General features: G+C 43.6%; 29 protein-coding genes and 1 pseudogene. 29 read left to right on the top strand and 1 reads right to left on the bottom strand.

The window, feature by feature from the left end:
• Positions 1–60 precede the first annotated feature (60 nt).
• The 22 genes and pseudogenes from QVP40_RS05235 (at position 61) to rsfS (ending at position 18,412) form a co-directional block, all read left to right on the top strand.
• On the top strand, positions 61–660 hold the full coding sequence (locus QVP40_RS05235) for an alpha/beta hydrolase (protein WP_022067436.1): 600 nt from the start codon (positions 61–63) through the stop codon (positions 658–660).
• A gap of 78 nt (positions 661–738) precedes the next feature.
• Positions 739–1,290, top strand: coding sequence for a hypothetical protein (locus QVP40_RS05240; protein WP_022067437.1), 552 nt, complete (start codon positions 739–741; stop codon positions 1,288–1,290).
• 81 nt (positions 1,291–1,371) lie between these two features.
• Positions 1,372–1,521, top strand: a pseudogene (locus QVP40_RS13860) (ABC transporter permease); the annotation flags it as partial.
• 565 nt (positions 1,522–2,086) lie between these two features.
• Positions 2,087–3,553, top strand: coding sequence for an anthranilate synthase component I (gene trpE / locus QVP40_RS05250; protein ID WP_022067439.1), 1,467 nt, complete (start codon positions 2,087–2,089; stop codon positions 3,551–3,553).
• The gene (locus QVP40_RS05255; RefSeq protein ID WP_022067440.1) at positions 3,550–4,125 is read left to right on the top strand and encodes an anthranilate synthase component II; all 576 of its coding nucleotides are present in this window, start codon (positions 3,550–3,552) and stop codon (positions 4,123–4,125) included. The genes trpE and QVP40_RS05255 overlap by 4 nt, the downstream gene beginning before the upstream one ends.
• Positions 4,122–5,153 (top strand): anthranilate phosphoribosyltransferase, encoded by a 1,032-nt coding sequence (trpD, locus tag QVP40_RS05260; protein WP_022067441.1) that lies wholly within the window; start codon positions 4,122–4,124, stop codon positions 5,151–5,153. The genes QVP40_RS05255 and trpD overlap by 4 nt, the downstream gene beginning before the upstream one ends.
• Positions 5,150–5,932 (top strand): indole-3-glycerol phosphate synthase TrpC, encoded by a 783-nt coding sequence (gene trpC, locus QVP40_RS05265; RefSeq protein WP_022067442.1) that lies wholly within the window; start codon positions 5,150–5,152, stop codon positions 5,930–5,932. Before trpD ends, trpC begins: the two co-directional genes overlap by 4 nt.
• Positions 5,929–6,534 (top strand): phosphoribosylanthranilate isomerase, encoded by a 606-nt coding sequence (locus QVP40_RS05270; protein ID WP_022067443.1) that lies wholly within the window; start codon positions 5,929–5,931, stop codon positions 6,532–6,534. The genes trpC and QVP40_RS05270 overlap by 4 nt, the downstream gene beginning before the upstream one ends.
• 6 nt (positions 6,535–6,540) lie before the next feature.
• A complete protein-coding gene (gene trpB / locus QVP40_RS05275) occupies positions 6,541–7,731 on the top strand; it encodes a tryptophan synthase subunit beta (RefSeq protein WP_022067444.1) in 1,191 nt (396 codons plus the stop codon).
• Positions 7,724–8,491, top strand: a complete 768-nt coding sequence (gene trpA / locus QVP40_RS05280; protein ID WP_022067445.1) for a tryptophan synthase subunit alpha — start codon at positions 7,724–7,726, stop codon at positions 8,489–8,491. The genes trpB and trpA overlap by 8 nt, the downstream gene beginning before the upstream one ends.
• Positions 8,492–9,094: 603 nt before the next feature.
• Positions 9,095–10,963 carry a TIGR03960 family B12-binding radical SAM protein gene (locus QVP40_RS05285; RefSeq protein ID WP_022067446.1) on the top strand — a complete coding sequence of 623 codons (1,869 nt, stop codon included), beginning with the start codon at positions 9,095–9,097 and terminating at the stop codon, positions 10,961–10,963.
• Positions 10,947–11,654, top strand: coding sequence for a TIGR03936 family radical SAM-associated protein (locus QVP40_RS05290; protein ID WP_022067447.1), 708 nt, complete (start codon positions 10,947–10,949; stop codon positions 11,652–11,654). Before QVP40_RS05285 ends, QVP40_RS05290 begins: the two co-directional genes overlap by 17 nt.
• Positions 11,647–12,873, top strand: a complete 1,227-nt coding sequence (locus QVP40_RS05295) for a ribonuclease E/G (RefSeq protein WP_022067448.1) — start codon at positions 11,647–11,649, stop codon at positions 12,871–12,873. Before QVP40_RS05290 ends, QVP40_RS05295 begins: the two co-directional genes overlap by 8 nt.
• A gap of 58 nt (positions 12,874–12,931) precedes the next feature.
• Positions 12,932–13,996, top strand: coding sequence for a hypothetical protein (locus QVP40_RS05300; RefSeq protein WP_022067449.1), 1,065 nt, complete (start codon positions 12,932–12,934; stop codon positions 13,994–13,996).
• Between the two features lie 163 nt (positions 13,997–14,159).
• Positions 14,160–14,465, top strand: a complete 306-nt coding sequence (gene rplU, locus QVP40_RS05305; protein ID WP_022067450.1) for a 50S ribosomal protein L21 — start codon at positions 14,160–14,162, stop codon at positions 14,463–14,465.
• 12 nt (positions 14,466–14,477) lie between these two features.
• Positions 14,478–14,798, top strand: a complete 321-nt coding sequence (locus QVP40_RS05310; protein WP_022067451.1) for a ribosomal-processing cysteine protease Prp — start codon at positions 14,478–14,480, stop codon at positions 14,796–14,798.
• A 4-nt stretch (positions 14,799–14,802) separates the two neighbouring features.
• Positions 14,803–15,090 (top strand): 50S ribosomal protein L27, encoded by a 288-nt coding sequence (gene rpmA / locus QVP40_RS05315; RefSeq protein WP_022067452.1) that lies wholly within the window; start codon positions 14,803–14,805, stop codon positions 15,088–15,090.
• A 71-nt stretch (positions 15,091–15,161) separates the two neighbouring features.
• The gene (gene obgE / locus QVP40_RS05320) at positions 15,162–16,454 is read left to right on the top strand and encodes a GTPase ObgE (protein ID WP_022067453.1); all 1,293 of its coding nucleotides are present in this window, start codon (positions 15,162–15,164) and stop codon (positions 16,452–16,454) included.
• A gap of 29 nt (positions 16,455–16,483) precedes the next feature.
• Entirely contained in the window at positions 16,484–16,774 is a 291-nt protein-coding gene (gene yhbY, locus QVP40_RS05325) for a ribosome assembly RNA-binding protein YhbY (RefSeq protein ID WP_022067454.1), read from the top strand.
• Between the two features lie 16 nt (positions 16,775–16,790).
• On the top strand, positions 16,791–17,438 hold the full coding sequence (gene nadD, locus QVP40_RS05330) for a nicotinate-nucleotide adenylyltransferase (RefSeq protein ID WP_022067455.1): 648 nt from the start codon (positions 16,791–16,793) through the stop codon (positions 17,436–17,438).
• Positions 17,431–18,024 carry a bis(5'-nucleosyl)-tetraphosphatase (symmetrical) YqeK gene (gene yqeK / locus QVP40_RS05335; RefSeq protein WP_022067456.1) on the top strand — a complete coding sequence of 198 codons (594 nt, stop codon included), beginning with the start codon at positions 17,431–17,433 and terminating at the stop codon, positions 18,022–18,024. The genes nadD and yqeK overlap by 8 nt, the downstream gene beginning before the upstream one ends.
• Before the next feature lie 28 nt (positions 18,025–18,052).
• The gene (rsfS, locus tag QVP40_RS05340; RefSeq protein ID WP_022067457.1) at positions 18,053–18,412 is read left to right on the top strand and encodes a ribosome silencing factor; all 360 of its coding nucleotides are present in this window, start codon (positions 18,053–18,055) and stop codon (positions 18,410–18,412) included.
• A 200-nt stretch (positions 18,413–18,612) separates the two neighbouring features.
• Here the strand turns inward: rsfS and lexA are convergent, their stop codons facing one another.
• Positions 18,613–19,233, bottom strand: a complete 621-nt coding sequence (gene lexA, locus QVP40_RS05345) for a transcriptional repressor LexA (protein ID WP_022067458.1) — start codon at positions 19,231–19,233, stop codon at positions 18,613–18,615.
• A 226-nt stretch (positions 19,234–19,459) separates the two neighbouring features.
• Between lexA and QVP40_RS05350 the strand changes: the two genes are divergently transcribed.
• From QVP40_RS05350 to QVP40_RS05380, 7 genes are read left to right on the top strand one after another with little or no spacing between them, the layout of a single operon-like run.
• On the top strand, positions 19,460–20,860 hold the full coding sequence (locus tag QVP40_RS05350) for an HlyD family efflux transporter periplasmic adaptor subunit (protein WP_022067459.1): 1,401 nt from the start codon (positions 19,460–19,462) through the stop codon (positions 20,858–20,860).
• A 17-nt stretch (positions 20,861–20,877) separates the two neighbouring features.
• The gene (locus QVP40_RS05355; protein WP_022067460.1) at positions 20,878–21,570 is read left to right on the top strand and encodes a YggS family pyridoxal phosphate-dependent enzyme; all 693 of its coding nucleotides are present in this window, start codon (positions 20,878–20,880) and stop codon (positions 21,568–21,570) included.
• 29 nt (positions 21,571–21,599) lie between these two features.
• Positions 21,600–22,238: a cell division protein SepF gene (locus tag QVP40_RS05360; RefSeq protein ID WP_022067461.1), complete on the top strand. Its 639-nt coding sequence runs from the start codon at positions 21,600–21,602 to the stop codon at positions 22,236–22,238.
• Between the two features lie 6 nt (positions 22,239–22,244).
• Complete coding sequence (locus QVP40_RS05365) at positions 22,245–22,997, top strand: YlmH family RNA-binding protein (RefSeq protein ID WP_022067462.1); 753 nt, start codon at positions 22,245–22,247, stop codon at positions 22,995–22,997.
• 21 nt (positions 22,998–23,018) lie between these two features.
• A complete protein-coding gene (gene aroB / locus QVP40_RS05370; RefSeq protein ID WP_022067463.1) occupies positions 23,019–24,110 on the top strand; it encodes a 3-dehydroquinate synthase in 1,092 nt (363 codons plus the stop codon).
• Complete coding sequence (gene lspA / locus QVP40_RS05375) at positions 24,107–24,649, top strand: signal peptidase II (RefSeq protein ID WP_022067464.1); 543 nt, start codon at positions 24,107–24,109, stop codon at positions 24,647–24,649. The genes aroB and lspA overlap by 4 nt, the downstream gene beginning before the upstream one ends.
• On the top strand, positions 24,646–25,560 hold the full coding sequence (locus QVP40_RS05380; RefSeq protein WP_022067465.1) for an RluA family pseudouridine synthase: 915 nt from the start codon (positions 24,646–24,648) through the stop codon (positions 25,558–25,560). The genes lspA and QVP40_RS05380 overlap by 4 nt, the downstream gene beginning before the upstream one ends.
• Positions 25,561–25,662: the final 102 nt, after the last annotated feature.

Consider the following 25,662-nt stretch of genomic DNA (forward strand, 5'->3'; position numbering starts at 1 on the left):
TTGCATGGCAAAATCCAAAAGGACTATGAAATTTGAAATAACAAAAGAGAGGAAAAGGACTTGAAAAAAGCAATTATATATATCCATGGAAAAGGCGGGAATCATCGGGAAGCTGAACAATACAGGCAAAACTGTCCGGAGTGCAATATTTACGGGGTGGATTATGAAGATGATTTCCCCTGGCTTGTACGGGAAAAAATCCTGGATGTTTATATCCGGTTAAACAAAAAATATGACTGTATTTATGTGCTGGCAAACAGTATTGGCGCTTATTTTTCCATGCATACCCTGCAAAAAACTGATATTAAAAAAGCTTTTTTTATATCACCGATCCTTGATATGGAACGTCTGATTCTGGATATGATGAGATGGGCAGAGGTATCAGAGGATGAACTGGCTGAAAAAGAAGAGATTCCTACAGATTTTGGAGAAACCCTGTCATGGAAATATCTCTGTTATGTCAGAGAGCATCCTATATCATGGGAAATACCTACAGAGATTCTATATGGGGAAAATGATTCTATGACAACACTTCAGACAGTGAAAAAGTTTATGGATTCACATGAGGCACACCTTACGGTTATGAAAGGCGGAGAGCATTGGTTTCATACGAAGGAGCAACTTGCCTTTCTTAATGACTGGATGAGAAGTGTTATCTGACAGTCTGAGAAAAAAGATGTGATGGATACCAGACTGGCCAAAAAGGCTTTGAGATAGTAACATATGGGAGAAAAAATAATGAAAAGCGGCAGAAATAAAGAAAAAACAATTTATGATTTTTCTCTGACCGGGATATTTTTTTGGTCCGGAATTACAGTATTTGTTATTTTATTGATTGCCTGTATAGCCATAGGCGCTTTCGTGTTATGTTACAGGCATTCCGATTCTGAAGGAATTAAAATTATATTTTTTTGTTTTGCGATGGTTGTGCCGTGTTCCTACGGCATCCCTCTGATCAGTCTGGTTAAGGTATGGAAGCAGGAGCGCAGGCTCGGTATTTCCTGGAAGGAGAGAACAGATTATGACCGTTCGGAATGGGAACGAGACTGGTACCTGGACTGTGACCGGGGAGGATTTATTCTTTGTCACAGAGCTTATATCAAACGTATTATTGGTTCACGGGTGGAGACTGAGAATGGAGAGTATGCCAGGGGAAAAGTTTATTCTGTGCTGTATGAAGATATAGACGGGAAAAGACATAAACTGAAATTTTCCTGTGATACCTGGGCACAGAGATTCCGGATGTGGTTTGAAAAAAAGGCTTATGTGGAATCCGATGAAATCGACTGACGGCGTAGAAAGGAAATAATACATATGAAAATTCTCCTGATTGAAGATGATAAAGAAATAAGCAAAATGTTACGCAGCTATCTGTCCGCCTGCATTGTAAACGCTTACAAAAATAAAACCATGAATCTTATGTTTTTGTTTCCTATTAAGCGGCAGAAAATTCTTATTTCTCAAATGCTTGCGGTGTGGATTTTGGGCTTATGGTACTCTCCCTGCTTTTTGCATTCCTGTCGGTTTATCATGTGGAGACCAGGGATTTAAACTGAAAGCAGTAATTATAATGTCATATAAGGCTGATAAAAGATGTTAAAATATCTTTTATTTTAGACTACTACAAAAATCCCGAAAAAATATAAAAATTATCTTGACAGACAGAAACAGCAATGTTATACTGTGAAAAAATTTAATATATTAAACCGTTGAAGCGGAGATAACGTCAATGATGCCTTTACAGAGAGTCCGGGAAGCTGAGAGCCGGATGAGAAACAAATTGTCAAATGGACCGCTGAGGGTGCAGTCAAATGGGGATATTCCCAGAGTATTCTGCAACGTGTGGGCATACGTCAGTTGCCGGGGATATGCTGGTATCCTGCTAAGTGCACAGGTCATTCTGTGAATTCAAGGTGGCACCGCGGATAGTGTCGTACTTTTACTGATGTACGTAATTCGTCCTTGACAGAGATTTATTTCTGTCAGGGGCGTTTTTATTTTCCGGAATATCAGATAAATCCCGGACTGCTCTGGGCAGATTGCAGCGCTGAAAACATAATGAATTTTTAAAGTGGAGGTACAGATCATGAATATTTTACCGACTTTGGCAGATGTAAGGAAAATTGCTTCAGATGGAGCATACAAGGTAATACCGGTCAGCTGTGAGATTCTATCTGATTTTATAACGCCTGTGGAAGCAATAAAAATTTTGAAAAATGTATCTATGCATTGTTATATGCTGGAATCTGCGCGGGAAAATGAAAACTGGGGGCGGTACACATTTTTAGGTTTTGATCCAAAGCTGGAAATTACCTGCGCCCATGGGGAAATGAAAATCGGAGATATAAAACTGAAAACGGAACATCCCTCCGATTATCTCAGAAAAATTCTTGCAGAGTATAAAAGCCCCGGATTTGAATACCTTCCAGCCTTTACGGGAGGTCTTGTCGGATATTTTTCCTACGACTATATGGGATACTGTGAACCGACAGCAAAATGTACTGTGGAAGACACTGAAAATTTTCAGGATATGGATTTGATGCTGTTTGATAAAGTAATAGCATTTGATCATGTCAGACAAAAAATTATTCTTATTGTCAATATGTCTCTTCGGGATGTGGAGACCGGATATCACAAAGCAGTTATGGAGCTGAGGCAGCTTGCCGATCTGCTCAGAAATGGCAAAAAGACAAGGGAAACAGGTGGAAAGCTGCAGGGTGAAGTTACTGAACTGTTCAGTAAAGAACAGTTCTGCACTATGGTAGAACGGGCAAAGGAACACATCCATGAAGGAAATATTTTTCAGATTGTATTGTCAAACCGTTTATCTGTTCCTTTTGAAGGAAGCCTTCTGAATACGTATCGTATTCTCAGAACAATCAATCCTTCTCCGTATATGTTCTATTTTTCCGGAACAGATGTTGAAGTTGCAGGAGCTTCTCCGGAAACACTTGTAAAACTGGAAAATGGCACACTATATACCTTTCCTCTTGCAGGAACCCGTCCAAGAGGAAAAAACGGGGAGGAAGACAAAGCTCTGGAAAAAGAATTACTGGCAGATGAAAAAGAACTGGCAGAACATAATATGCTGGTGGATCTCGGAAGAAATGATCTTGGGAAAATCAGTCAGTTTGGTACTGTAAAGGTAGAAAAACTTCATTCCATAGAAAGATTCTCTCATGTTATGCATATCGGTTCTACCGTAAGTGGAAAAATCAGGGCAGAATGTGATGCGCTGGATGCCATTGAGGCAGTATTACCGGCCGGGACGCTGTCTGGTGCGCCAAAGATCAGGGCCTGCCAGATTATTGGACAGCTGGAAAATAATAGACGGGGAATTTACGGAGGCGCTGTTGGTTATATTGATTTTACCGGGAATATGGATACCTGCATAGCCATCCGTATTGTTTATAAGAAAAACGGAAAAGTGTTTGTTCGCAGCGGAGCAGGGATTGTGGCAGATTCTATACCTGAAAAAGAGTACGAAGAATGTTTGAATAAGGCAAAAGCTTCTCTGAAAGCTCTGCAGCTTGCACAGGAGGTGAAGGCATGATATTGATTATTGATAATTATGACAGTTTTTCTTACAACCTCTATCAGATGATTGGCGAAACAGGAACAGATCTGAAAGTGATCCGTAATGATGAAATGACGGTAGAGGAAATCAGGCAACTTATGCCGGAGTGCATAATTCTGTCACCTGGTCCCGGCAGACCGGAAGATGCAGGTGTTCTTATAGATCTTATAAAAACAATGGGAAAGAGAACCCCGATTCTTGGCGTATGCCTTGGACATCAGGCAATATGTGCGGCATATGGTTCAAAAATAACGTATGCAAAAGAGCAGATGCATGGGAAGCAGTCGAATGTAACTTTTGACCTGGATTGCCCGTTATTTACCGGCTGTCCCCGGACTGCTCCTGTTGCCCGGTATCATTCTCTTATAGCAGATAAGGATACGCTTGCTCATTGTCTGAAAATTACTGCTCTTACAGAAAAGGGAGAAGTAATGGCTGTTCAGCATAAAGAATATCCGGTTTATGGAGTACAATTTCATCCGGAATCTATTATGACACCCAATGGAAAGCAAATACTTGGAAATTTTATAAAGGAGGCCGGCTTATGATTAAAGAATCTATTGTAAAGCTCGTAAATAAAGAGGATCTTACATATGACGAGGCTTATGCTGTTATGAATGAGATCATGAGCGGTCAGACAACCGCTACGCAGAATGCGGCCTTTCTTGCAGCTTTGTCAACAAAAAGTACAAGAGCGGAAACGATTGATGAAATTGCCGGATGTGCGGCGGCAATGAGAGCGCATGCTACACAGGTGGAAACCGGAATGGATATTTTTGAAATCGTAGGAACCGGCGGCGATAATGCACACAGCTTTAATATATCTACAACATCAGCGCTGGTTGCCGCTGCCGGAGGTATGAAGGTTGCCAAACACGGAAATCGTGCTGCATCTTCACAATGCGGTACAGCAGACTGCCTGGAGGCTCTTGGCGTCAATATCCGTCAGAGTCCGAAAAGATGTCTGGAACTGCTGAACGAGGTGGGAATGTGTTTTTTCTTTGCACAGGAATACCATACCTCAATGAAATATGTGGGTGCAATACGTAAAGAACTGGGGTTCCGTACGGTATTTAATATTCTCGGACCACTTACGAATCCGGGAACGCCCTCCCTGCAGCTTCTTGGCGTATATGACGAGTATCTTGTAGAGCCATTGGCGCAGGTACTGATCAGCCTTGGAATCCGGCGTGGCATGGTGGTATATGGGCAGGACAGGCTGGATGAAATTTCCATGAGCGCTCCCACAACCGTGTGTGAGATTCGGGACGGATGGTTCCGGACTTCTGTGATCACGCCGGAGGAATTTGGTTTTACCCGTTGTACGAAAGAAGATATGAAAGGTGGTACACCAGAAGAAAACGCAGAAATTACACTTTCTGTTTTAAATGGAGAAAAGGGAGCAAAAAGAGACGCCGTATTATTGAATGCCGGCGCGGCACTTTATATCGGCGGAAAAGCGGAGAGCATAAAAGAAGGTATTATACTGGCTGCAGAAATAATTGACTCAGGGAAAGCATTAACTACATTACGCCGGCTGATTGAAGTCAGTAACCGTACGGAGGTATGTATATGACAATCTTAGAACAACTTGCGGATTATGCCAGAGAGCGTACAGAACAGGGAAAAAGGAAACGATCGCTGGAAGAACTGAAGAAGCAGGCACTCTCATTGCCAGATAAAAAATTTGAATTTGAAAATGCAATAAAAAGGCCGGGTCTTTCTTTTATTTGCGAGTGTAAAAAAGCTTCCCCTTCCAGAGGAATTATCGTTCACGACTTTCCGTACGTTCAGATTGCAAAAGAATACGAGGCGGCTGGTGCAGAATGTATCTCGGTGCTTACGGAACCGAAATGGTTTCTTGGAAGCAATGAATACCTGAAAAGGATTGCCGGCGCAGTTTCAGTTCCATGTTTGCGGAAGGATTTTACAGTGGATGAATACATGATCTATGAGGCAAGAGTGCTGGGGGCATCGGCAGTGCTTTTAATCTGTTCCATATTAAGTGAGAGACAGATTAATGAGTATATCAGCATATGTGATGAGATGGGGCTTTCTGCCTTGGTGGAGGCTCATGACGAACGGGAAGTGACAATGGCAGTACAGGCGGGGGCGCGTCTTATCGGGATCAATAATCGTAATCTGAAAGATTTTACTGTGGATACACACAATAGCTTCCGGTTCCGGGAGATGATTCCCGGAGATATTCTGTTTGTTTCGGAAAGTGGTATATCTACCGGTCATGATGTAAAAAAATTGCGGGAAATTGGCGCAGATGCCGTGCTGATCGGAGAAACTCTGATGAGAGCAGAGCATAAAGGAGCAAAACTTGCCGGGTTAAGAGGGGTTATATGACAAAAATAAAACTTTGTGGATTGTCTCGCCTGTGTGATATCGAGGCAGTAAATGAACTAAGACCGGAATATGTAGGGTTTGTGTTTGTAAATACAAGTAAAAGATATATTTCTCAGGAAAAAGCAAAAGAATTAAAAAAGCGGTTGGCCCCGGAGATTAAAACAGTTGGAGTTTTTGCAGATAAACATCCTGAACAGATTGCAGAGATCTGCAGAAAAGGGATCGTAGATATGGTTCAGCTTCATGGCGGGGAGGATGAGGCGTATATCAGACGATTAAAGTCTCTTATGGCACAGCCGGTTATCAGGGCTTTCTGTATAAGAACAGCCGAAGATGCTGATAAAGCGGAAAAGTGCTCTGCAGACTATATCTTGTTAGATTCCGGAGCCGGATCGGGAACGACCTTTGACTGGAAGCTGGTACAGAATGTAGAGAGACCGTATTTTCTTGCCGGAGGGCTTCATATCGGAAATATAAAAAAGGCAGTGGAGCAATTAAATCCATATGGGGTAGATGTCAGTTCCGGCGTTGAAACAGATGGATGGAAAGACAAAAGAAAAATGCAGGCATTGATTGCAGCAGTCAGAAAGAAAGAGGGATGAAAGATCATGACAAATAAAAAAGGCCGTTTTGGCATTCACGGCGGACAGTATATACCGGAAACATTGATGAATGCAGTGACTGAACTGGAAGAGGCGTATGACTATTATAAAAACGATCCGAAATTTAATCAGGAGCTTACAGAGCTTCTTAACGAATATGCCGGAAGACCGTCCAGACTGTATTATGCAGAAAAGATGACCAGAGATTTGGGTGGGGCAAAAATATATCTGAAACGTGAAGATCTTAATCATACAGGTGCCCATAAAATCAATAACGTACTGGGGCAGGCTCTGCTTGCAAAAAAAATGGGAAAGACGAGACTGATCGCTGAAACAGGAGCAGGTCAGCATGGAGTTGCAACAGCAACAGCAGCAGCTCTTATGGGAATGGAATGTGAGGTGTTTATGGGTGAAGAAGATACGATCCGTCAGGCGCTTAATGTGTATCGGATGCGATTGCTGGGAGCAGAGGTAATTCCGGTAAAAACAGGTACTGCAACGTTAAAGGATGCTGTTTCAGAGGCCATGCGTGAATGGACTTCACGTATGTCAGACACTCATTACTGTCTTGGATCCGTTATGGGGCCTCATCCGTTTCCGGTGATTGTTCGTGATTTTCAGTCAGTGATTTCCAGGGAGATCAAAGAGCAGATGATTCAGAAAGAAGGAAGACTGCCGGATGCGGTGGTAGCCTGCGTGGGGGGAGGTTCCAATGCAATCGGAAGTTTTTATCATTTTATTGAAGATAAACAGGTACGTCTGATTGGCTGTGAAGCCGCAGGAAGAGGAATTGATACTGCGGAAACAGCGGCTACGATCGCAACCGGAAAACCCGGGATTTTTCACGGAATGAAATCCTATTTCTGTCAGGATCAATACGGACAGATTGCTCCTGTTTACTCTATTTCTGCCGGACTTGATTATCCAGGAGTAGGACCGGAGCATTCTTATCTGCATGATATCGGGAGAGCTGAATATGTGCCGGTAACAGATGAGGAGGCAGTAGGCGCATTTGAATATCTTGCCAGGACAGAAGGAATTATTCCTGCAATCGAATCCGCACATGCAGTTGCTCACGGAATGAAAATTGCACCTGCAATGGAAACAGATAAAATTGTTGTGATTACCATTTCCGGCAGAGGCGACAAGGACTGCGCATCGATTGCCCGTTACAGAGGAGAGAATATTTATGAGTAAAATAAGTAAAGTATTTGAAAAAGGAAAGGTGTTTATTCCGTTTGTTACATGTGGTGATCCGGATCTGGAAACAACGGCAGAAGTTGTGCGTGCTGCTGTTGAAAACGGAGCAGATCTGGTTGAACTTGGAATTCCGTTTTCTGATCCCACTGCAGAAGGACCTGTTATTCAGGGAGCCAACTTAAGAGCATTAAATGCCGGAATCACTACAGACAAAATTTTTACATTTGTAAAAGAACTGCGAAAAGATGTAAAAGTACCATTGGTGTTTATGACCTATGCGAATGTCGTATTTTCATATGGTGTGGAAAGATTTGTATCTGAATGCCGGGAGTCTGAAATCGACGGACTGATCCTTCCGGATCTTCCCTTTGAGGAAAAAGAAGAATTTCATCCACTGTGTAAACAATATGGCATAGAATTGATTTCCATGGTGGCCCCTACTTCTGAAAAACGTATTGCCATGATTGCCAGAGAGGCAGAGGGCTTTATTTATATTGTGTCCAGTCTTGGCGTAACAGGAATGAGGCAGGAGATTAAGACAGATCTGGCTTCTATAGTCAAGGCTGTTCGTGAGAATACGAAAATTCCCTGTGCTGTTGGATTTGGCATCTCTACACCGCAGCAGGCAAAGAAAATGGCAGAGTATGCAGATGGCGTAATTGTAGGCTCTGCAATTATAAAGCTTTTAGAACAGTATGGGGAAAATGCTCCACAGCATATTGGCGCTTATGTCAGAGAAATAAAAAGCGCCCTTTAAAAACACAGAGAACACATGGTTTTTGTCCGGCAACTGGGAGGATGGTCAATTCAGTGATGAAGGATAGGGTTTTCCATTCTTGCCTGATTATTTGTGACGGGCATTTCTTCTTTATCTGCGCCCTATCATCAATGGAACCGGAAACTACTATGTGGAAGTTTGTGAAACAGAATACAGAGAACCGCCGGCAAAGGCGGTTTTCTTCTTTTAAAACAGCGGGGGAACATAATATAGAAAAACTGTTAAAACTATTTTGCGATTGTACCGATAGAATAAACCCTCTGGATATTTGCATCTGTCCAAAAGATTTGCTTGAACTCTCTTTATAATAAGGATATAATATTTTGGGTTTATGTGCCATTCCATCATCTGTTCTTCTGTTTCATAGCAAAAAGTATCAGATAGGTCAAAAGAGTTTCAGGTAGTTCAGAAAATGGAAGAACGCTGTAGATAATAATGCATAAAAATCCATGCTGTATGCTGTCAGATACTATAAGTTACAGGATGTATAATTATACATTGTGTTATGTAATGGAAAAAAGTAAACTACGAAAAAAAGAGTGACGTATTTTGTTGGCATTACACAAAAACGAAAGGAGATATATGAGAAAACTTGCATTAGATGATGAAATTTTAATGAGCATTGACAAGGCCGCCCGCTATATCGGAGGTGAGGTCAACTCAGTGATGAAGGATAAGGGTAAGGTGGACCTGAGATTCTGCATGGCGTTCCCAGATGTTTATGAGATCGGCATGTCCAATCTTGGAATGGCCATCCTTTATGATATGTTTAATAAAAGAGAGGACGTATGGTGTGAGCGTCTGTTTTCCCCGTGGACGGATCTGGATAAGATCATGCGGGAGAAGAAGATACCTCTTTTTGCTCTGGAATCCCAGGAACCGGTGCGTGACTTTGATTTTCTGGGCATTACTCTGGGCTATGAAATGTGTTACACCAATGTTCTGCAGCTTCTGGATCTTTCTCAGATTCCGTTTCTGGCCAAAGAACGCGGGGAGGAATTTCCTCTTGTGATCGGAGGAGGCGCCTGCGCCTATAATCCGGAGCCGCTGGCAGAGTTCTTTGATCTTTTCTATATCGGAGAGGGAGAAACTGCCTATGATGCGCTTTTTGATGCTTATATTGCAAACAAAAAGGCAGGGGGAACAAAAAAAGATTTTCTTTTAAAGGCAGCGCAGATTCCGGGAATTTATGTGCCTGCTTTTTATGATGTAACCTATCAGGAGGACGGCACCATTGCGTCCTTTACGCCAAATCAGCCGGAAGCTCCTTCTAAGGTAGAAAAGCAGCTGGTTATGGATATGGACAGGGACTATAATTTTCTGGAAGCGCCTGTGGTTCCTTTTATTAAAGCAACCCAGGACCGTGTGACTCTGGAGATTCAGAGAGGCTGCATCCGGGGCTGTCGTTTCTGCCAGGCCGGGATGATATACCGTCCTACAAGGGAAAGGGATATTGAGGATCTGAAGGAAGCTGCCCGGATCATGTTAAAAAATACCGGACATGAGGAAATTTCTTTAAGCTCCTTAAGCTCCAGTGATTACAGTGAACTGAAGGAACTTGTAAACTTTCTGATCGATGAGTTCCGGGATAAGGCAGTAAATATTTCCCTTCCGTCTCTGCGTATTGACGCCTTTGCGCTGGACGTTATGAGCAAGGTACAGGATGTAAAGAAAAGCAGCCTTACCTTTGCGCCGGAGGCCGGTTCTCAGCGCCTCCGCAATGTGATCAACAAGGGACTTACAGAGGAAGATATCCTTCACGGAGCCGGACAGGCCTTTGAAGGTGGATGGAACCGTGTAAAGCTCTACTTTATGCTGGGACTTCCCACAGAAACCGAAGAGGATATGAAGGGGATCGCCCACCTTGCGGAAAAAATTGCAGAACGTTACTATGAGATTCCAAAGGATAAGCGAAACGGTAAAGTGCAGATCAATGTGAGCACCTCCTTCTTTGTGCCAAAGCCCTTTACACCGTTCCAGTGGGCGCCTATGTTCAGGGAAGAGGAATTTATTGAAAAAGCAAAAATCGTAAAAAATGAAATCCGTTCTCAGTTAAATCAGCGCAGCATCAGGTACAGCTGGCATGAACCGGATGTTACGGTTCTTGAAGGTTTCCTGGCAAGAGGCGACAGAAGAAGCTCCAAAGTAATCCTGAAAGCCTATGAAAAAGGAGCTCTCTATGATGCCTGGTCTGAAAGCTTCCGATATGACATCTGGAAGGAAGCTTTTGCAGAAACCGGCGTTGACATGGAGTTTTATACTCTTCGTGAACGGGACACAGATGAGATCCTTCCCTGGGATTTTATTGACGCAGGCGTAAGCAAAGAATTTCTGATCCGCGAATGGAAACAGGCAAAGGCGGAGACAGTGACCCCTAACTGCCGTCAGAGATGTTCCGGCTGCGGGGCGAAAAGATATGGAGGAGGTGTGTGCCATGAAGGTCAGAATTAAATTTACAAAAACAGGAGCAATGAAGTTTGTGGGCCATCTGGATACCATGCGCTACTTCCAGAAAGCCATCCGCAGAGCAGAGCTTCCGGTGGCATTTTCCGGAGGCTACAGTCCTCATATGATCATGTCCTTTGCAGCTCCTCTTGGCGTGGGAACCACAAGTCTGGGAGAATACTTTGATATGGAGCTTACGGAAAAAGTTCCTACAGCAGAAATTGAAGATCGTCTCAATGCAGTTATGGTGGAGGGCGTTACAATCAGCTCAGCAAGACAGGTAGAGGACGGCAAGGCAAGCACTGCTATGGCTCTTGTGGCTGCCGCAGATTATTTTGTTGCTTTCCGGCCGGGAAAAGAACCCTGCGGGAACTGGCAGGAGAAGCTGGCGGATTTTCTTGCACAGAAGGAGATCACAGTAACCAAAAAGACAAAGCGCAGCGAAAAAACTGTGGACATCCGTCCGTTAATTTATCAGATGGAGGCCTGTGACAGCGGCGTATTTATGCAGCTGGCTTCTGCAAGCTCCAATTACACCAAGCCGGAGCTTGTAATGGATACCTTTGTGCGCTGGCTGGATCAAGAACCGCAGGAGTTTGCCTATATGATTGAACGGAGAGAGGTTTACGCGGATGCAGGCGAGGATAAAAATCCCCGTTTCCTTCCGTTGGAAGCCCTGGGAGAAAAAGTTGAGTAAGCTGATCATCACAGAACTGAAGCTTTGGGGCTGCTCCTCCATTGTGTGCGCTGTCGCAGAAAATCAGAAGATCATGGAGCTGAGGCTTGAAGCAGCAGGGAAAAAAAGTATTCTGAATAACATTTATGTGGGACAGATTGAAAAGATCGCCCAGAATATCCAGGCGGCTTTTGTGCGCTTTGGGGACGGACTTACCGGATATCTGCCTCTTGTTCCGCCGGAACAGGTGATTTTTACTGCCGGAAGGAAAGGAACTGCCCCACTAAGGGCAGGAGACGAGCTTCTGGTTCAGGTAAGCAGGGACGCTATGAAGGGAAAGCTTCCTGCTCTTACCACAAACCTGAACTTTCCGGGAAAATACCTGGTGCTTACAACAGGAAACCGGAAGCTTGGTTTTTCCGGAAAGCTTACAAAGGAAGAAAGCAGCCTTCTGAATAAATGGCTGGAACCGGAAAGGGAGCTTAAGGACAGAGGCTATGGACTGATCGCCCGCACCAATGCAGCAGAGGCTTCCAAAGAGGAATTTCTCCATGAGCTTTTCTGCCTGAAAAAAACTTACGAAAAGGTGGCGGTCAACGGGCAGAACCGTACCTGCTTCAGCCTTCTCTATGAGGCGGAACCTTTTTATGTGGCAGCAGTCCGTGATGTGTACAGCCGAAATCTGGAGGAAATTATTACGGACATTCCGGAAATTCATGAGAAACTGCAGAAATATCTGGAGGATTTTATACCGGATGAGCTTGAGAAGCTGAGTTTTTATGAGGATAAGCTTCTGCCTGTTTATAAGCTGTACCGGTTGGAACATGCTCTGGAAGAGGTGCAGCAGGAAAAAATATGGCTGAAAAGCGGCGGTTTTCTTGTGATCCAGCAGACTGAGGCCTTTGCTTCCATTGACGTAAACAGCGGCAAATATACGGGAAAGAAAAAGGCAGAGGAAACCTACCGGAAGATCAATCTTGAAGCTTCTGAGGAAATTGCCCGCCAGATACGGCTTCGCAATCTTTCCGGGATCATCCTGATTGATTTTATTAATATGCAGAATCCGGATCATCAGGACGAACTGTTCCATGTGCTTCAGAAATATCTTCGAAAAGATCCTGTAAAGGCCAGGGCAGTGGATATTACGCCTCTGCATATTCTGGAAATGACCCGAAAAAAGGTAAGAAAGCCTGTGAGGGAAGAAATCTTAGAGATACGGAAGCAGAACGAAGAAAAATAAATTTGCTGTAAAAACAGGAGAGAAGGCAGACAGAGGTTCTGAGGAGGGGGAAAGAATTATGCATTCAGGCCCTGCTTTAAAAAAACTGGCCCGGGAGCTGGGACTGGAGATCCGTGACGGCATTGCCTGCGGTATCTGCAAAGGATACGCAGTCAGTATGTGGGAGGGTTTTAATCACAAAACCTTTTGTATTTCTGCAAAGTTGGATGATGAGCTATGTAAAGAGCTGGAAAAGGATCTGGAAAAAGCAGATTACAGAAGCGACCGGCTGAAGGATGGTACCCATGCGGAACTTATATATCTGATTGCATCTTTCAGAAAAGGTCCGGGTACTATGCGCCAGTTTCGGAATCATCTAAAACGAGTAATTCATATTTTAGATCAATATAAGCTTCCTGACGCAGATATCTGTCCAAAATGCGGACTTCCCATGTATGGACAGGGTGTCTGGTCCTTTATAGAAGACGGGCTTACTCAGGTATGCGTTTATACACATGAACATTGTGCTCTTGCTTTGGAACAGGAAATAAAAAAAGAACTGGACGAGTTTGAAGAGGAATTAAAAGTAAAGAGAGTTGCTGAAGAACAGGAACCGGCGCAGAAGTACATTGGTCAGAAGTATATCGAGCCAGAAGAGCCGTGGGGCGGAGAAAGATATTTTCCCGGGTGGCTGGGAGCACTGGGCGGTTGTATTTTGGGAGCTGTTATCCTGGCAGCTGCATTTGCGATAAATGCTCTCTTTGGGCTGCTGGCAATTTTTTTTGCAGGCCGTCTGATAAAAAAAGGATATGATATATCAAAAGATGTTCCCGGAAAGAAAAGAGCCTTCCTTGTAGTTGTCATGACGATGCTTTGTGTTTTGATCGGAATGGTTTTTGGTTCTGTTTTGGAACAGGGAGTGGTAATGAATCAGTTTTATATGGTTCCCCAGGGACTTTCCTTTGCGGAAAGATGCCGCTTATATATAGAGTCAGGAATCAATATGATCATGCTGAATAAAAAGGACTTTTTTATTGAATTGATTAGAAACTGGGTTTTTTCAATATTTATAACATCAGATGTTGCTAAGGACTTTTTTATAAACAGTAAAACAGAACTCCGCCGCAGACGCCTGGGAAAATAAAATAAGCTTATTGCCTAAAAAATTAAAAAAATTTCATTACATATCTTGACGAATGAAAATAACCGTGCTATCATACAAAGGATGCCGCACAAAGAGGTTGAAGCGGCGGGTTTTATGCCCGCCCACCATATTTGGCGAGTAAATTTTACAGGAGGTGCCACAGATGTACGCAATTATTGCAACAGGTGGTAAACAGTACAAAGTTGCCGAGGGCGACGTAATCAGAGTTGAAAAACTCGGTGTTGAAGCTGGTGAAACCGTAACTTTCGATAACGTGATCGCAGTCAGCAATGACGGATTAAAAGTTGGAGAAGACGTAAAAGATGCCAGTGTTACCGCTTCTGTAGTTGAGAACGGAAAGGCTAAAAAAGTCATCGTTTACAAGTACAAGAGAAAAACTGGATATCACAAGAAAAACGGTCACAGACAGCAGTTCACTAAAGTGAAAATCGAAAAGATCAACGCTTAATCTGGTGTTTGTATGATTACAGTGACAGTCACGAAGAAGAACAATTCCTATACAGAGTTTACATCAAAGGGACATGCCGGTTACGCCGAGGAAGGTCAGGACATTATCTGTGCTGCGGTTTCCGTTCTGGTGATCAATACCGTAAATTCTCTTGAAACTCTGACTCATGATCAGATTTCCGTAAAAGAAAAGGACGGTTACGTTTCTTTTGTTTTTACAGAGCCTGTATCAGAGGGAGGGACACTCCTTATGGATTCCCTTGTTCTCGGACTGACAGAAATTGAGCATAGCTATTCAAAACGTTATTTAAAAGTAAAAGTCAGGGAGGTGTAACGACATGATGAAAATGAACCTTCAGTTATTCGCACATAAAAAAGGTGTTGGTTCTACAAAGAACGGCCGTGATTCTGAGTCCAAGAGACTTGGTGCCAAAAGAGCAGACGGACAGTTTGTAAAAGCTGGCAACATCCTTTACAGACAGCGTGGAACTAAGATTCACCCAGGCGTGAACGTAGGCTGCGGTAAAGACTATACATTATTTGCACTGACAGATGGTGTTGTAAGATTCACCAGAAAAGGACGCGATAAGAAACAGGTTTCTATCGTTCCGGTAGAGGCAGAATAATCAGTTTGGCGTAAGGGCTTCAAATCGTTCATGGTTTGAAGCCTTTTGTTTACAGTATAAGGAGCGACTTTATGTTTGCAGACAGAGCAAAAATCATTATCCGTTCTGGTAAGGGCGGAGACGGCCATGTAAGCTTCCGCAGAGAGCTGTACGTACCCAACGGCGGTCCGGATGGCGGGGACGGCGGAAGAGGCGGAGACGTTATCTTTGAAGTGGACGAGGGACAGAACACTCTGGGAGATTACAGGCATAAAAGAAAATTTAAAGCAGAGGACGGAGAAGAAGGCGGCAAAAGACGCTGCCACGGCGGAGATGGCAGGGATATTGTTCTTAAGGTTCCGGAAGGAACGGTTATTATGGAAGCAGAATCCCGCAAGGTCATTGCCGACATGTCCGGTGATAATAAAAGACAGGTTGTGTTAAAGGGCGGAAGAGGCGGAAAAGGCAATCAGCATTATGCAACTGCCACCATGCAGGTGCCGAAATATGCCCAGCCGGGACAGCCTGCTCAGGAACTTGAGGTTCTTCTGGAACTGAAGGTGATCGCAGATGTGGGGCTGGTTGGCTTCCCAAATGTTGGAAAATCTACTTTCCTTTCCAGAGTTACCAATGCCCAGCCAAAGATTGCCAATTATCATTTTACAACATTAAGCCCTAACCTGGGCGTTGTGGATACAGAGAACGGCGGATTTGTAATTGCAGATATTCCCGGACTGATCGAGGGCGCGTCTGAGGGCGTAGGCCTTGGTCATGAATTTCTCCGCCACATTGAGAGAACCAGGGTCCTGGTTCACATTGTAGATGCGGCTTCTACAGAAGGCCGTGATCCGGTGGATGATATTTATAAGATCAACAAGGAGCTGGAAGCTTATAATCCGGAAATCGCAGCAAGACCTCAGCTGATCGCTGCCAACAAGATCGACTGTATCTTTGAGGACGGTGAGGAAAATCCGGTGGATCGCCTGAGAGCTGAATTTGAGCCAAAGGGAATTAAGGTATATCCTGTTTCTGCGGCAACAGGTCAGGGAATCCGTGAACTGCTTTTCGGTATCCGGCAGCTCCTTGATGAGAGCCCTGCGGAGCGTATTGTATTTGAACAGGAATTCTTCCCGGAGGATGTTCTTATTACAGAAAATCTTCCTTATACTGTCACAAAGGCGGAGGATGATCCTCATGTCTTTGTTGTGGAAGGACCGAAGATTGAAAAAATGCTGGGTTATACCAATCTGGATTCTGAAAAAGGCTTTGCCTTCTTCCAGCGTTTCCTTAAGGATGGAGGTATCCTTGATGAACTGGAAAATGCTGGCATAGAAGAAGGCGATACCGTGCGCATGTACGGATTTGACTTTGATTATTATAAATAAGTGATATTTTAGAAAGGCTGGTTACAGTTATGACAAGTAAACAGAGAGCTTATCTGAAAAGCCTGGCAATGAAAATGGATCCGGTCCTTCAGCTTGGCAAGGGAAGTGTCACACCGGAGAATACAGCTTCTGTGGATGAGGCGCTGGCAGCCAGGGAGCTGATCAAGATCAGCGTTCTTCAGAACTGTCTGGATGATCCCCGCCAGATGGCGGAGGTTCTTGCAGAAAGAACACATTCCCAGGTTGTCCAGGTGATCGGACGTAAGATCGTACTTTACCGGGAAGGAAAAAAAGACAAGAAAAAAATCATTCTGCCATAATACAGGAGGAATGAATATGGCTTCACATCGAAAAAAAATAGGAATCATGGGAGGAACCTTTGATCCTGTTCACGTAGGCCATCTGATTCTCGGAGAAAAAGCATATGAGCAGCTGAGTCTTGACCGTGTATGGTTCATGCCAAGCGGAAACCCTCCGCACAAAAGAAACCGTCAGGGCAGAGCAAGCAATGAAGAGAGGATTTCCATGGTGCAGAAAGCCATTGAGGGAAATCCTCATTTTGAACTTTCACTGATAGAAATGAACGAAGACGGGTATACTTATACCTATCGTACTCTGGAGCGGCTGAAACAGGAAAATCCGGACACAGATTATTATTTTATTATCGGAGCAGACTCACTTTATGATTTTGCCACCTGGAAGGAGCCTGCCCGGATCTGCCGGGCCTGTACCATTGTGGTCGCTGCCAGAAACCATGTTCCCACTCTCAGTCTGGATCAGGAGATGACATATCTTTCTCATCAGTACGGGGGATGCTTTATCCGGCTGGATACGCTGAATATTGATATTTCCAGTCAGCTGATCCGGCAGTGGATCCAGGAAGGAAAAAGTCTTCGCTATTATGTTCCGGATCCGGTGGTTTCTTATATCCGTGAACATCATATTTATCTTGCGCCGGAAGGAGAACCTGAATACAATGGCTGAATACGATTTTATTAAAATACAGAAAAAACTTTCAAAATATCTGGATGAGAACAGGTTTCATCATACCCTTGGCGTTATGTATACCTGTGCAGCTCTGGCAATGGCTCATGACTGCCCCATAGCGGATGCGCAGCTGGCAGGACTTCTTCATGACTGCGCCAAATGTATTCCCAACAAAAAGAAACTGAAAATGTGCGGGGAAAACAAGATTCCGGTAACAGAATTTGAAAAGGAACATCCCTTTCTTCTCCATGCAAAGCTGGGCGCTTTTGTGGCAAAGGATAAATATGGGATCAGAAAAAAAGAAATTCTTTCTGCCATTGCTTTCCATACAACAGGAAAGCCGGATATGAGTCTTCTGGAAAAGATTGTTTATATTGCAGATTATATTGAGCCGGGCAGGGACAGGGCGCAGAATCTTCCTGAGATCCGAAAAATTGCCTTTCAGGATCTGGATGAGTGCATGTATGTGATCCTGAAAGATACCCTGGATTATCTGGAGGAGACTCCGGGGGAAATTGATTCTGCAACAGAAGATGCGTTTGCTTACTACAAAGATTTACATACAAAAAGGCAGGGAAGCTGATTCTCCTGCCGGAAAGGGGCTTTGATCTATGAACAGAGAAAAGGAAATGACAAAGATTGCTTTAAGAGCTCTTGATGACAAAAAAGCCATGGATGTAAAAGTAATTGATATTCATGAGGTTTCTGTTCTGGCAGATTATTTTGTAATTGCCAGCGGAAGCAACCAGAATCAGGTTCAGGCTATGGTTGACAATGTAGAAGAGATGCTTACAAAAGCAGGATATGAGCCAAAACAGATTGAAGGTACCAGAAATTCAAGCTGGATCCTTATGGATTACGGCGATCTGATCATTCATGTATTTGATGAGGAGAACCGTCTCTTCTATGACCTGGAAAGAATCTGGCGTGATGGAAAGGTTCTGGAAATGGAAGAATTTCTGGCTGAATAAGACAGTCTGCATAAGATTGCTTATCAGATACAAGTTTACAGTAAAAACATTATGTAAACTTAAAGGCGGAAATATTCAGCAGGAGGAGATTTTTGAGAATCCTGCGGTTTGTAAAAATATTTTCTGATAAGAAAGACGGATCCCCGGAAGCTGTTGTTTTTCATCCACAGCATCCGGGGATCCTTTTCTGTCTGATCTGATTAATTATAAAAACGAAATACGCCAAATACTTTGCCAAGGATCTGAAGATTTCCATGAACGAGAATCGGGTCCATCTCATCATTTTCCGGCTGAAGACGATAGTAGCCGTCTTCTTTATAAAAGGTTTTGACTGTGGCTGCATCCTCCACAAGAGCCACTACCATATCTCCGTTTTCAGCAGAGGACTGCTGTTTTACCAGAACCTGGTCGCCGTCAAAAATCCCTGCATTGATCATACTGTCTCCCTTTACTTTCAGAAGAAAGCTCTGGGCATTTGGCATAAACTCTGCCGGCACAGGGAAGTATCCCTCAATGTTTTCCACTGCAAAAATAGGCTGCCCTGCGGCTACGGTTCCGATTAAAGGAACATTTACAACCTCTCTGCGCACAAGATTAAACTGATCGTCAAGGATCTCAATCGCTCTTGGCTTTGTTGCGTCTCTGCGGATATAACCGTTCTTTTCCAGGGCTTCCAGATGAGAATGAACAGAGGATGTAGATTTCAGATGGACTGCCTCGCAGATCTCACGTACTGCCGGAGGAAATCCTCTGTTCAGAATCTCATTTTTAATATAATCCAGTATTTCCTGCTGTTTTTTACTGATTCTGCCGTATGCCATATTTTTACCTCCAAAATTTCCGCTTCATTCCGTTTCCGCTATTATACCATACTTTTTTCTGGATAGCAAACAAATATTCGGAAAATATGTTCGCAAAATGCAAAAAATTTATATTCTGGTTTATGGACCACAGAGAAAAAACTGTCTCTTTTTCTTGTCAGACAGGGCTTAAAATGTTACAATGGGTTCGTATATCTGAAAAAAGTTATTTAAAGGAGGCATTTTTTTGCCTGATCACAATAAATCACCAAGAAGCCCGGGGCTTCTTTCAAAAATAAAAAATATTTTCGGCCTGAATATCGGAACCATTATTTTTGGGGTGCTGCTGCTTTATATGATATTCAGTATGATCGTATATCTGGCATCTGATACAGTAGAATCCTATCAGGTCATTTCCGGACCTCTTTCCCGAAATGAAACATACACAGGGCTCGCCATACGTGAAGAGTCCATTTATAAAGCAGATTCTGACGGATTTATCACCTATTATGCGAGAGAGGGCAATAAGATCAATGCCAATGGACCTGTTTACGGGATCAGCAGCTCTAAGGCAACAGAAAACAGCGCCGAGCTGACTCCTGAAGAACTGACCAGCATCCGCAATGATATGATGAGTTTTTCCAAGGGCTTTAATCCAAGCAAATTTAATAATACGTACAGCTTTAAATATACTCTGGAGGGAAATATCCTTCAGTATGCAGGAACCTCCGAAGGAGGCGCGGTATCTCTGGGAGGTCAGGCGGTTACAAAAGCAGACAGTGACGGAATCGTTCTCTATTCCATGGACGGCTATGAAAATAAAAGCGTATCCACTTTATCCGCAGTGGATTTTGATCAGAATGCTTACCACGAAACTGATCTGAAAACAGGCGGTTCCATAAAAGCGGGAGATCCTGTTTATACTCTTATCACTGATGAACGCTGGAGTCTGCTGATCCCTCTCAGTGAAAAACAGGAGGCAAAGCTTGCTGACAGAACGGCTGTCCGGGTGAAATTTTTGAAAGACGATAAAACTCAGAACGGAGATTTTTCTATTATAGAGATCGACGGCCAGAAATATGGTCAGATTGATTTTAACAAAGGACTGATCCGCTATGCTTCTGACCGTTTTGTAGAGATTGAGCTTGTGACCAACACTGTTACCGGGCTGAAGATTCCTCTGTCTTCCATTGTGACCAAGGAATTTTATACCATTCCGTCCAAATATGCCACAACGGATAAAGAAACTCAGCAGACTGGATTTATGGTGGAGGGTGCGGACAAAAATGGAAATAGCACTTCTGCTTTTGTTGCGGCTGATATTTATGCACAGATCGAGGACGAGAGTACTGAAACAGAAGAAGGAAAGGAACCGGACTACATTTATTATGTAGATAAAAAGAAATTCAAAGAAGGCGATGTGGTCGTCTGCCAGGAGGATCAGAGCCGGTATGTAATCAAAGACGTAGGAGTTCTGGAAGGCGTTTACTGTACCAATCAGGGATATGCTGTTTTCCGCAGGATAGAGGTTCTTGACCAGAATGAAGAATACGCTATTGTATCCAAAAATACTTCTTATGGACTCTCACGGTACGATCACATTGTACGTAATGCAGACAAAGTAAATGAAGAAGAGATTTTATATTAGTCTGGAGGCAGGAATTTATGATAACAGAAAATCTGGAACAGGTAAGAAAAAACATTGACGAGGCATGCAGAATGGCAGGGCGTGACCCGAAAGAGGTTACTTTGATCGCTGTAAGCAAAACAAAGCCGGTATCCATGCTGAAGGAAGCCTATGATGCAGGCGCCAGATGCTTTGGTGAAAATAAGGTACAGGAGATCATGGACAAGCATCCGCAGCTTCCTGAGGATATTCAGTGGCACATGATCGGTCACCTGCAGAGAAATAAGGTCAAATACATTGTTGATAAGGTTTCCATGATCCATTCTGTGGATTCTCTGCGCCTTGCGCAGACTATTGAGCAGGAGGCAGCAAAGCATAATGTCTGCGTTCCTGTTCTTCTGGAAGTGAATGTTGCTCAGGAAGAAAGTAAATTCGGACTGAAAATGGACGAGGTTCTTCCCCTTATTGAAACTATTGCAGATTTTCCTCATATAAAGGTACAGGGGCTTATGACCATTGCTCCTTATGTGGAAAATGCAGAGGATAACCGTGATTTTTTCCGACAATTAAAAAAATTAAGTGTTGACATTGAGGCAAAAAACATTAATAATGTTAGTATGAGCGTTTTGAGTATGGGGATGACCGGAGACTATCAGGTGGCTGTCCAGGAGGGCGCAACAATGGTTCGTGTGGGCACGGGGATTTTCGGAGAAAGAAATTACGTGCGATAGCGAAACAAAGAATAAGATTGGAGATTAAAATGAGCGTTTTAGATAAGCTTTTAGATGCAGTGAAACTGAATGACGATTACGATGAGGACGATTTTCTGGATGATGATATCCTGGATGAATCCGATGATGATTTTCTGGATGATGACGAGGAAGAAAAGCCGGTAAAGAAATTTTTCCAGAAATTCGGAAAGAAAAAAGAGGATGATTACGACGAGTATGATGAACTGGACGATGAAGAGGAGGAAGAACCTGTTCAGAAATTCAGTCCGAAATCTGCTTCTTCTGTTTCCAGAGTTACTCCTGTAAAACAGGAAAAGCCGATCCGTACTTCATCCAGTAAGATCACTCCTATGAGAAGCAGCCGCAGAAGCTCTCAGTCTGTGAATATGGAAGTCTGTGTGATCAAGCCGACATCCATGGAGGATACCCGTGAGATCGCTGACACACTGGTTGACAATTCTACTGTCATTCTGAATCTTGAGGGGATTGATGTGGAGCTGGCGCAGCGGATCATTGATTTTACTTCAGGCGCATGTTATTCTCTGGGCGGAAGTCTTCAGAAGGTATCCAGCTATATCTTTGTACTGGGACCATCCAATGTTGACATTACCGGTGATCTCCAGAATATTCTGGGAGGATCTGTTCCGTCAGTAAGAGCAGGATATTAATATACGATGGAAAAAGACGATTTTTTCATTAAGAGAATCCGGGAACTGGCAAATCTCTCTTATCAGAGAGATATTGTCACCTTTTCGGATTTTCTTAATTTAAACGAACAAAATCTGGTAACAGGCCAGGCAGCGCGTTTTCCGGGGATTGTTATGGAGAGTCAGGGCGGATATGACGGGGCGGAGCGTCAGATGATAGCCTTTTATCCTACAGATCTGGGATTCTACTGGGAATATCCGATCTGCTGTCTGAAAATTGAACCGAAGGCAGTGAAATTTTCGGAGGCGCTTACACATAGAGATTATCTTGGAACCATTCTTGGTCTGGGAGTGGAACGCTCTGTGATCGGAGATATTCTTGTAAAAGAACATGGGGCCTGGGTGTTCTGCCATAACAAGATCGCGGATTTTATTATGAAAAATCTCTGCAGGGTCCGTCATACAACTGTAACTGTATCAAAGGTAGAAAACCCGGAGGAGCTTCCCAGTCCCGGCTTTGCTGCAGTTTCCGGAACCTGTACGTCTGTGCGTCTGGATGCTCTTATTGCCATTGCCTTTCAGGCATCCAGAAGCAGCATGGTTTCTTATATCGAGGGCGGTCAGGTTTTTGTAAACGGAAAGCTGATTACTTCCAATGGATATGAACCAAAAGAAGGAGATATTATTTCTGTCAGGGGAAAAGGTCGGTTTATTTTTGAAAAAATTTCCGGAAAAACCAAAAAAGGCCGGACAGGGGTCAGTCTTTTGAAGTATGTATAAAAGAACAGGAGGTGTTCGAGCATGGAACACAATATCTTAAACGTTCGCCGTGAGGGAGAATTTTATTATCCTATTTATTTTGAAGAAGACTTTGCAGAGCTGTGCAGCGGACTGAAAAAAGAAAACCTGGTGGGCAGAAGGGTTTGTATTGTATCAGATTCCAATGTATTCCCCCTATATGGAGATAAGGTAAAAAAAATACTGGAGTCTGTGGAAGAATCTGTGGATGTTTTTGTCTTTGAGGCAGGAGAACCAAATAAAAATCTTGATACCGTCCAGAACCTGTACCGCACACTGATCGAAAATAAAATTGACCGTACCGGCTTTCTGATTGCCCTGGGAGGCGGAGTAACCGGAGATCTTACCGGTTTTGCCGCTGCCACCTATCTTCGCGGCATTGATTTCATACAGATCCCCACGACGCTGTTGGCGCAGGTAGACAGCAGCGTAGGCGGAAAAACAGGGGTGGACTTCCAGCAGTACAAAAATATGGTAGGAGCTTTTCATCAGCCCCGGCTTGTATATATGAATATGAATACTCTGAACACCCTTCCTGAAACAGAGTTTATCTGTGGAATGGGAGAGGTTCTGAAAACAGGTCTGATCTGCGACAGTGAACTGTTTCGTTCTGTATGCAGGCAGAAAAAGCAGATCCGGGGGCTTGACAGTCAGGTTCTTGCTTCTGTGATCCGCAGATGCTGTGAGATCAAGGCCGGTGTTGTAGAGCGGGATCCGAAAGAGCAGGGAGAAAGAGCGCTTCTGAATCTTGGACATACCATAGGACACGCCGTAGAAAAGCTTATGGATTTTCAGCTTCTTCACGGACAGTGTGTGGCAGTGGGAACCATAGCCGCAGCTGCAATATCCCGGAACAGAGGACTACTATCAGAAAAGGAATACCAGGAGATTCTTTGCGGATGCAGGGATTTCGGGCTTCCGGTTTCCGTACAGGGGCTGGATCCGGAAAAGATCCTGGAAGCAACCAGAAATGACAAAAAAATGGAACAGGGTCATATTAAATTTATCCTTATGAAAGGAATCGGCAACAGCTTTATAGATAAAACTCTTTCAGACCAGGAGATTCTTAAGGGTATTCAGGAGATTTTACAATGACTCAAAAACAGGAGCGAAATACAAGTACCTTTCCAGGAGCCCTCTGCGGCTTCTGGTGGTGCCTTTCTATTATTCTGCTTACAGTTCTTGACCAGTGGACAAAACACCTGGCAGAAATCCATTTAAAGGGAAATCAGGGCATTTCACTGATTCCCGGAGTTCTGGAACTGTCTTATCTGGAAAACCGGGGCATGGCTTTTGGGATGTTTCAGGGCAGACAGGTACTTTTTCTTATTTTGTGTATGGCCTTTTTCGCAGTGCTTTTGTATCTGTATGCGCGTATACCGAAAAATAAATATTACCTGCCTCTTCTGATAACAGGAGCTGTTCTGGCCTCCGGCGCGCTGGGAAATTTTATTGACCGTCTACTTTACGGATATGTCATTGACTTTATTTATGTTTCCCTGATTGACTTTCCGGTTTTTAATGTGGCAGATATTTTTGTTGTGTGCGGAGGAATCGCTTTCGTTATTCTGGCGGGATTCTGCTACAGAGATGAGGATTTTGATTTTATAAAACGAAAAAGGGATAATTCATGAAGACTTTAAATTTTACAACCGGGCAGGAGGAAACTTCTGTCCGTATTGACCGTTATCTGGCAGAAAAATGCCCGGAATTTTCACGTTCCTATCTTCAGAAGCTTCTGAAGGAACAGGCTATTTTTGTTAATGGAAAGCCGGTAAAAGCCAATTACAAAATCCAGCCGGAAACAGAAATATGCCTGGAAATTCCTGATATGGAGCCTCTGGATATTAAACCGGAAGCAATTCCGCTTGATATTCTGTACGAGGATGATTACCTTCTTGTGGTAAATAAGCCAAAGGGCATGGTAGTTCATCCCGCTGCAGGCCACACAGAGGGAACTCTGGTAAATGCAGTGATGGCTCACTGCGGAGACCGGCTTTCCGGCATCAACGGGGTTCTGCGTCCCGGAATTGTTCACAGGATCGACAAAGACACGACAGGGGCTCTTCTGATCTGTAAAGAGGATTCTGTGCACAGAGATCTTGCAGAGCAGCTGAAAGAACATTCTATTAAAAGACGTTATCGGGCCATTGTGGCCGGAAATCTGAAAGATGATGAGGGAACTGTGGAGGGCCCTATCGGACGTCATCCTACTGACCGCAAAAAAATGGCCATCAACAGCAAAAACGGAAAACCTGCTGTGACACACTATAAGGTTCTGGAGCGGTTCGGACAGTATACCTACATTGAATGCAGGCTGGAAACAGGAAGAACGCACCAGATCCGTGTACATATGACAAGCATCGGGCATCCGCTTCTTGGAGATACGGTATACGGTTCATCCAAAAATCCTTTTCACCTTCAGGGGCAGACACTTCACGCTATGGTTCTCGGCTTTGTTCATCCGGTAACCGGTGAATATATGGAATTTACCGCACCTTTGCCAGACTATTTTCTGAAGTTATTAGAAAAATTAAGAAAATAGTTGGCATTTCCCTGGAAAACATGTATAATATATGTCAGAAACATGTTCGCAGAAGGGAGTGTATCGCTTATGAGTAATACAACAAGTTCAATTATTACAATC

Source organism: Blautia sp. CAG:257, assembly GCF_000433815.1.
Classification (GTDB): domain Bacteria; phylum Bacillota; class Clostridia; order Lachnospirales; family Lachnospiraceae; genus Blautia_A; species Blautia_A caecimuris.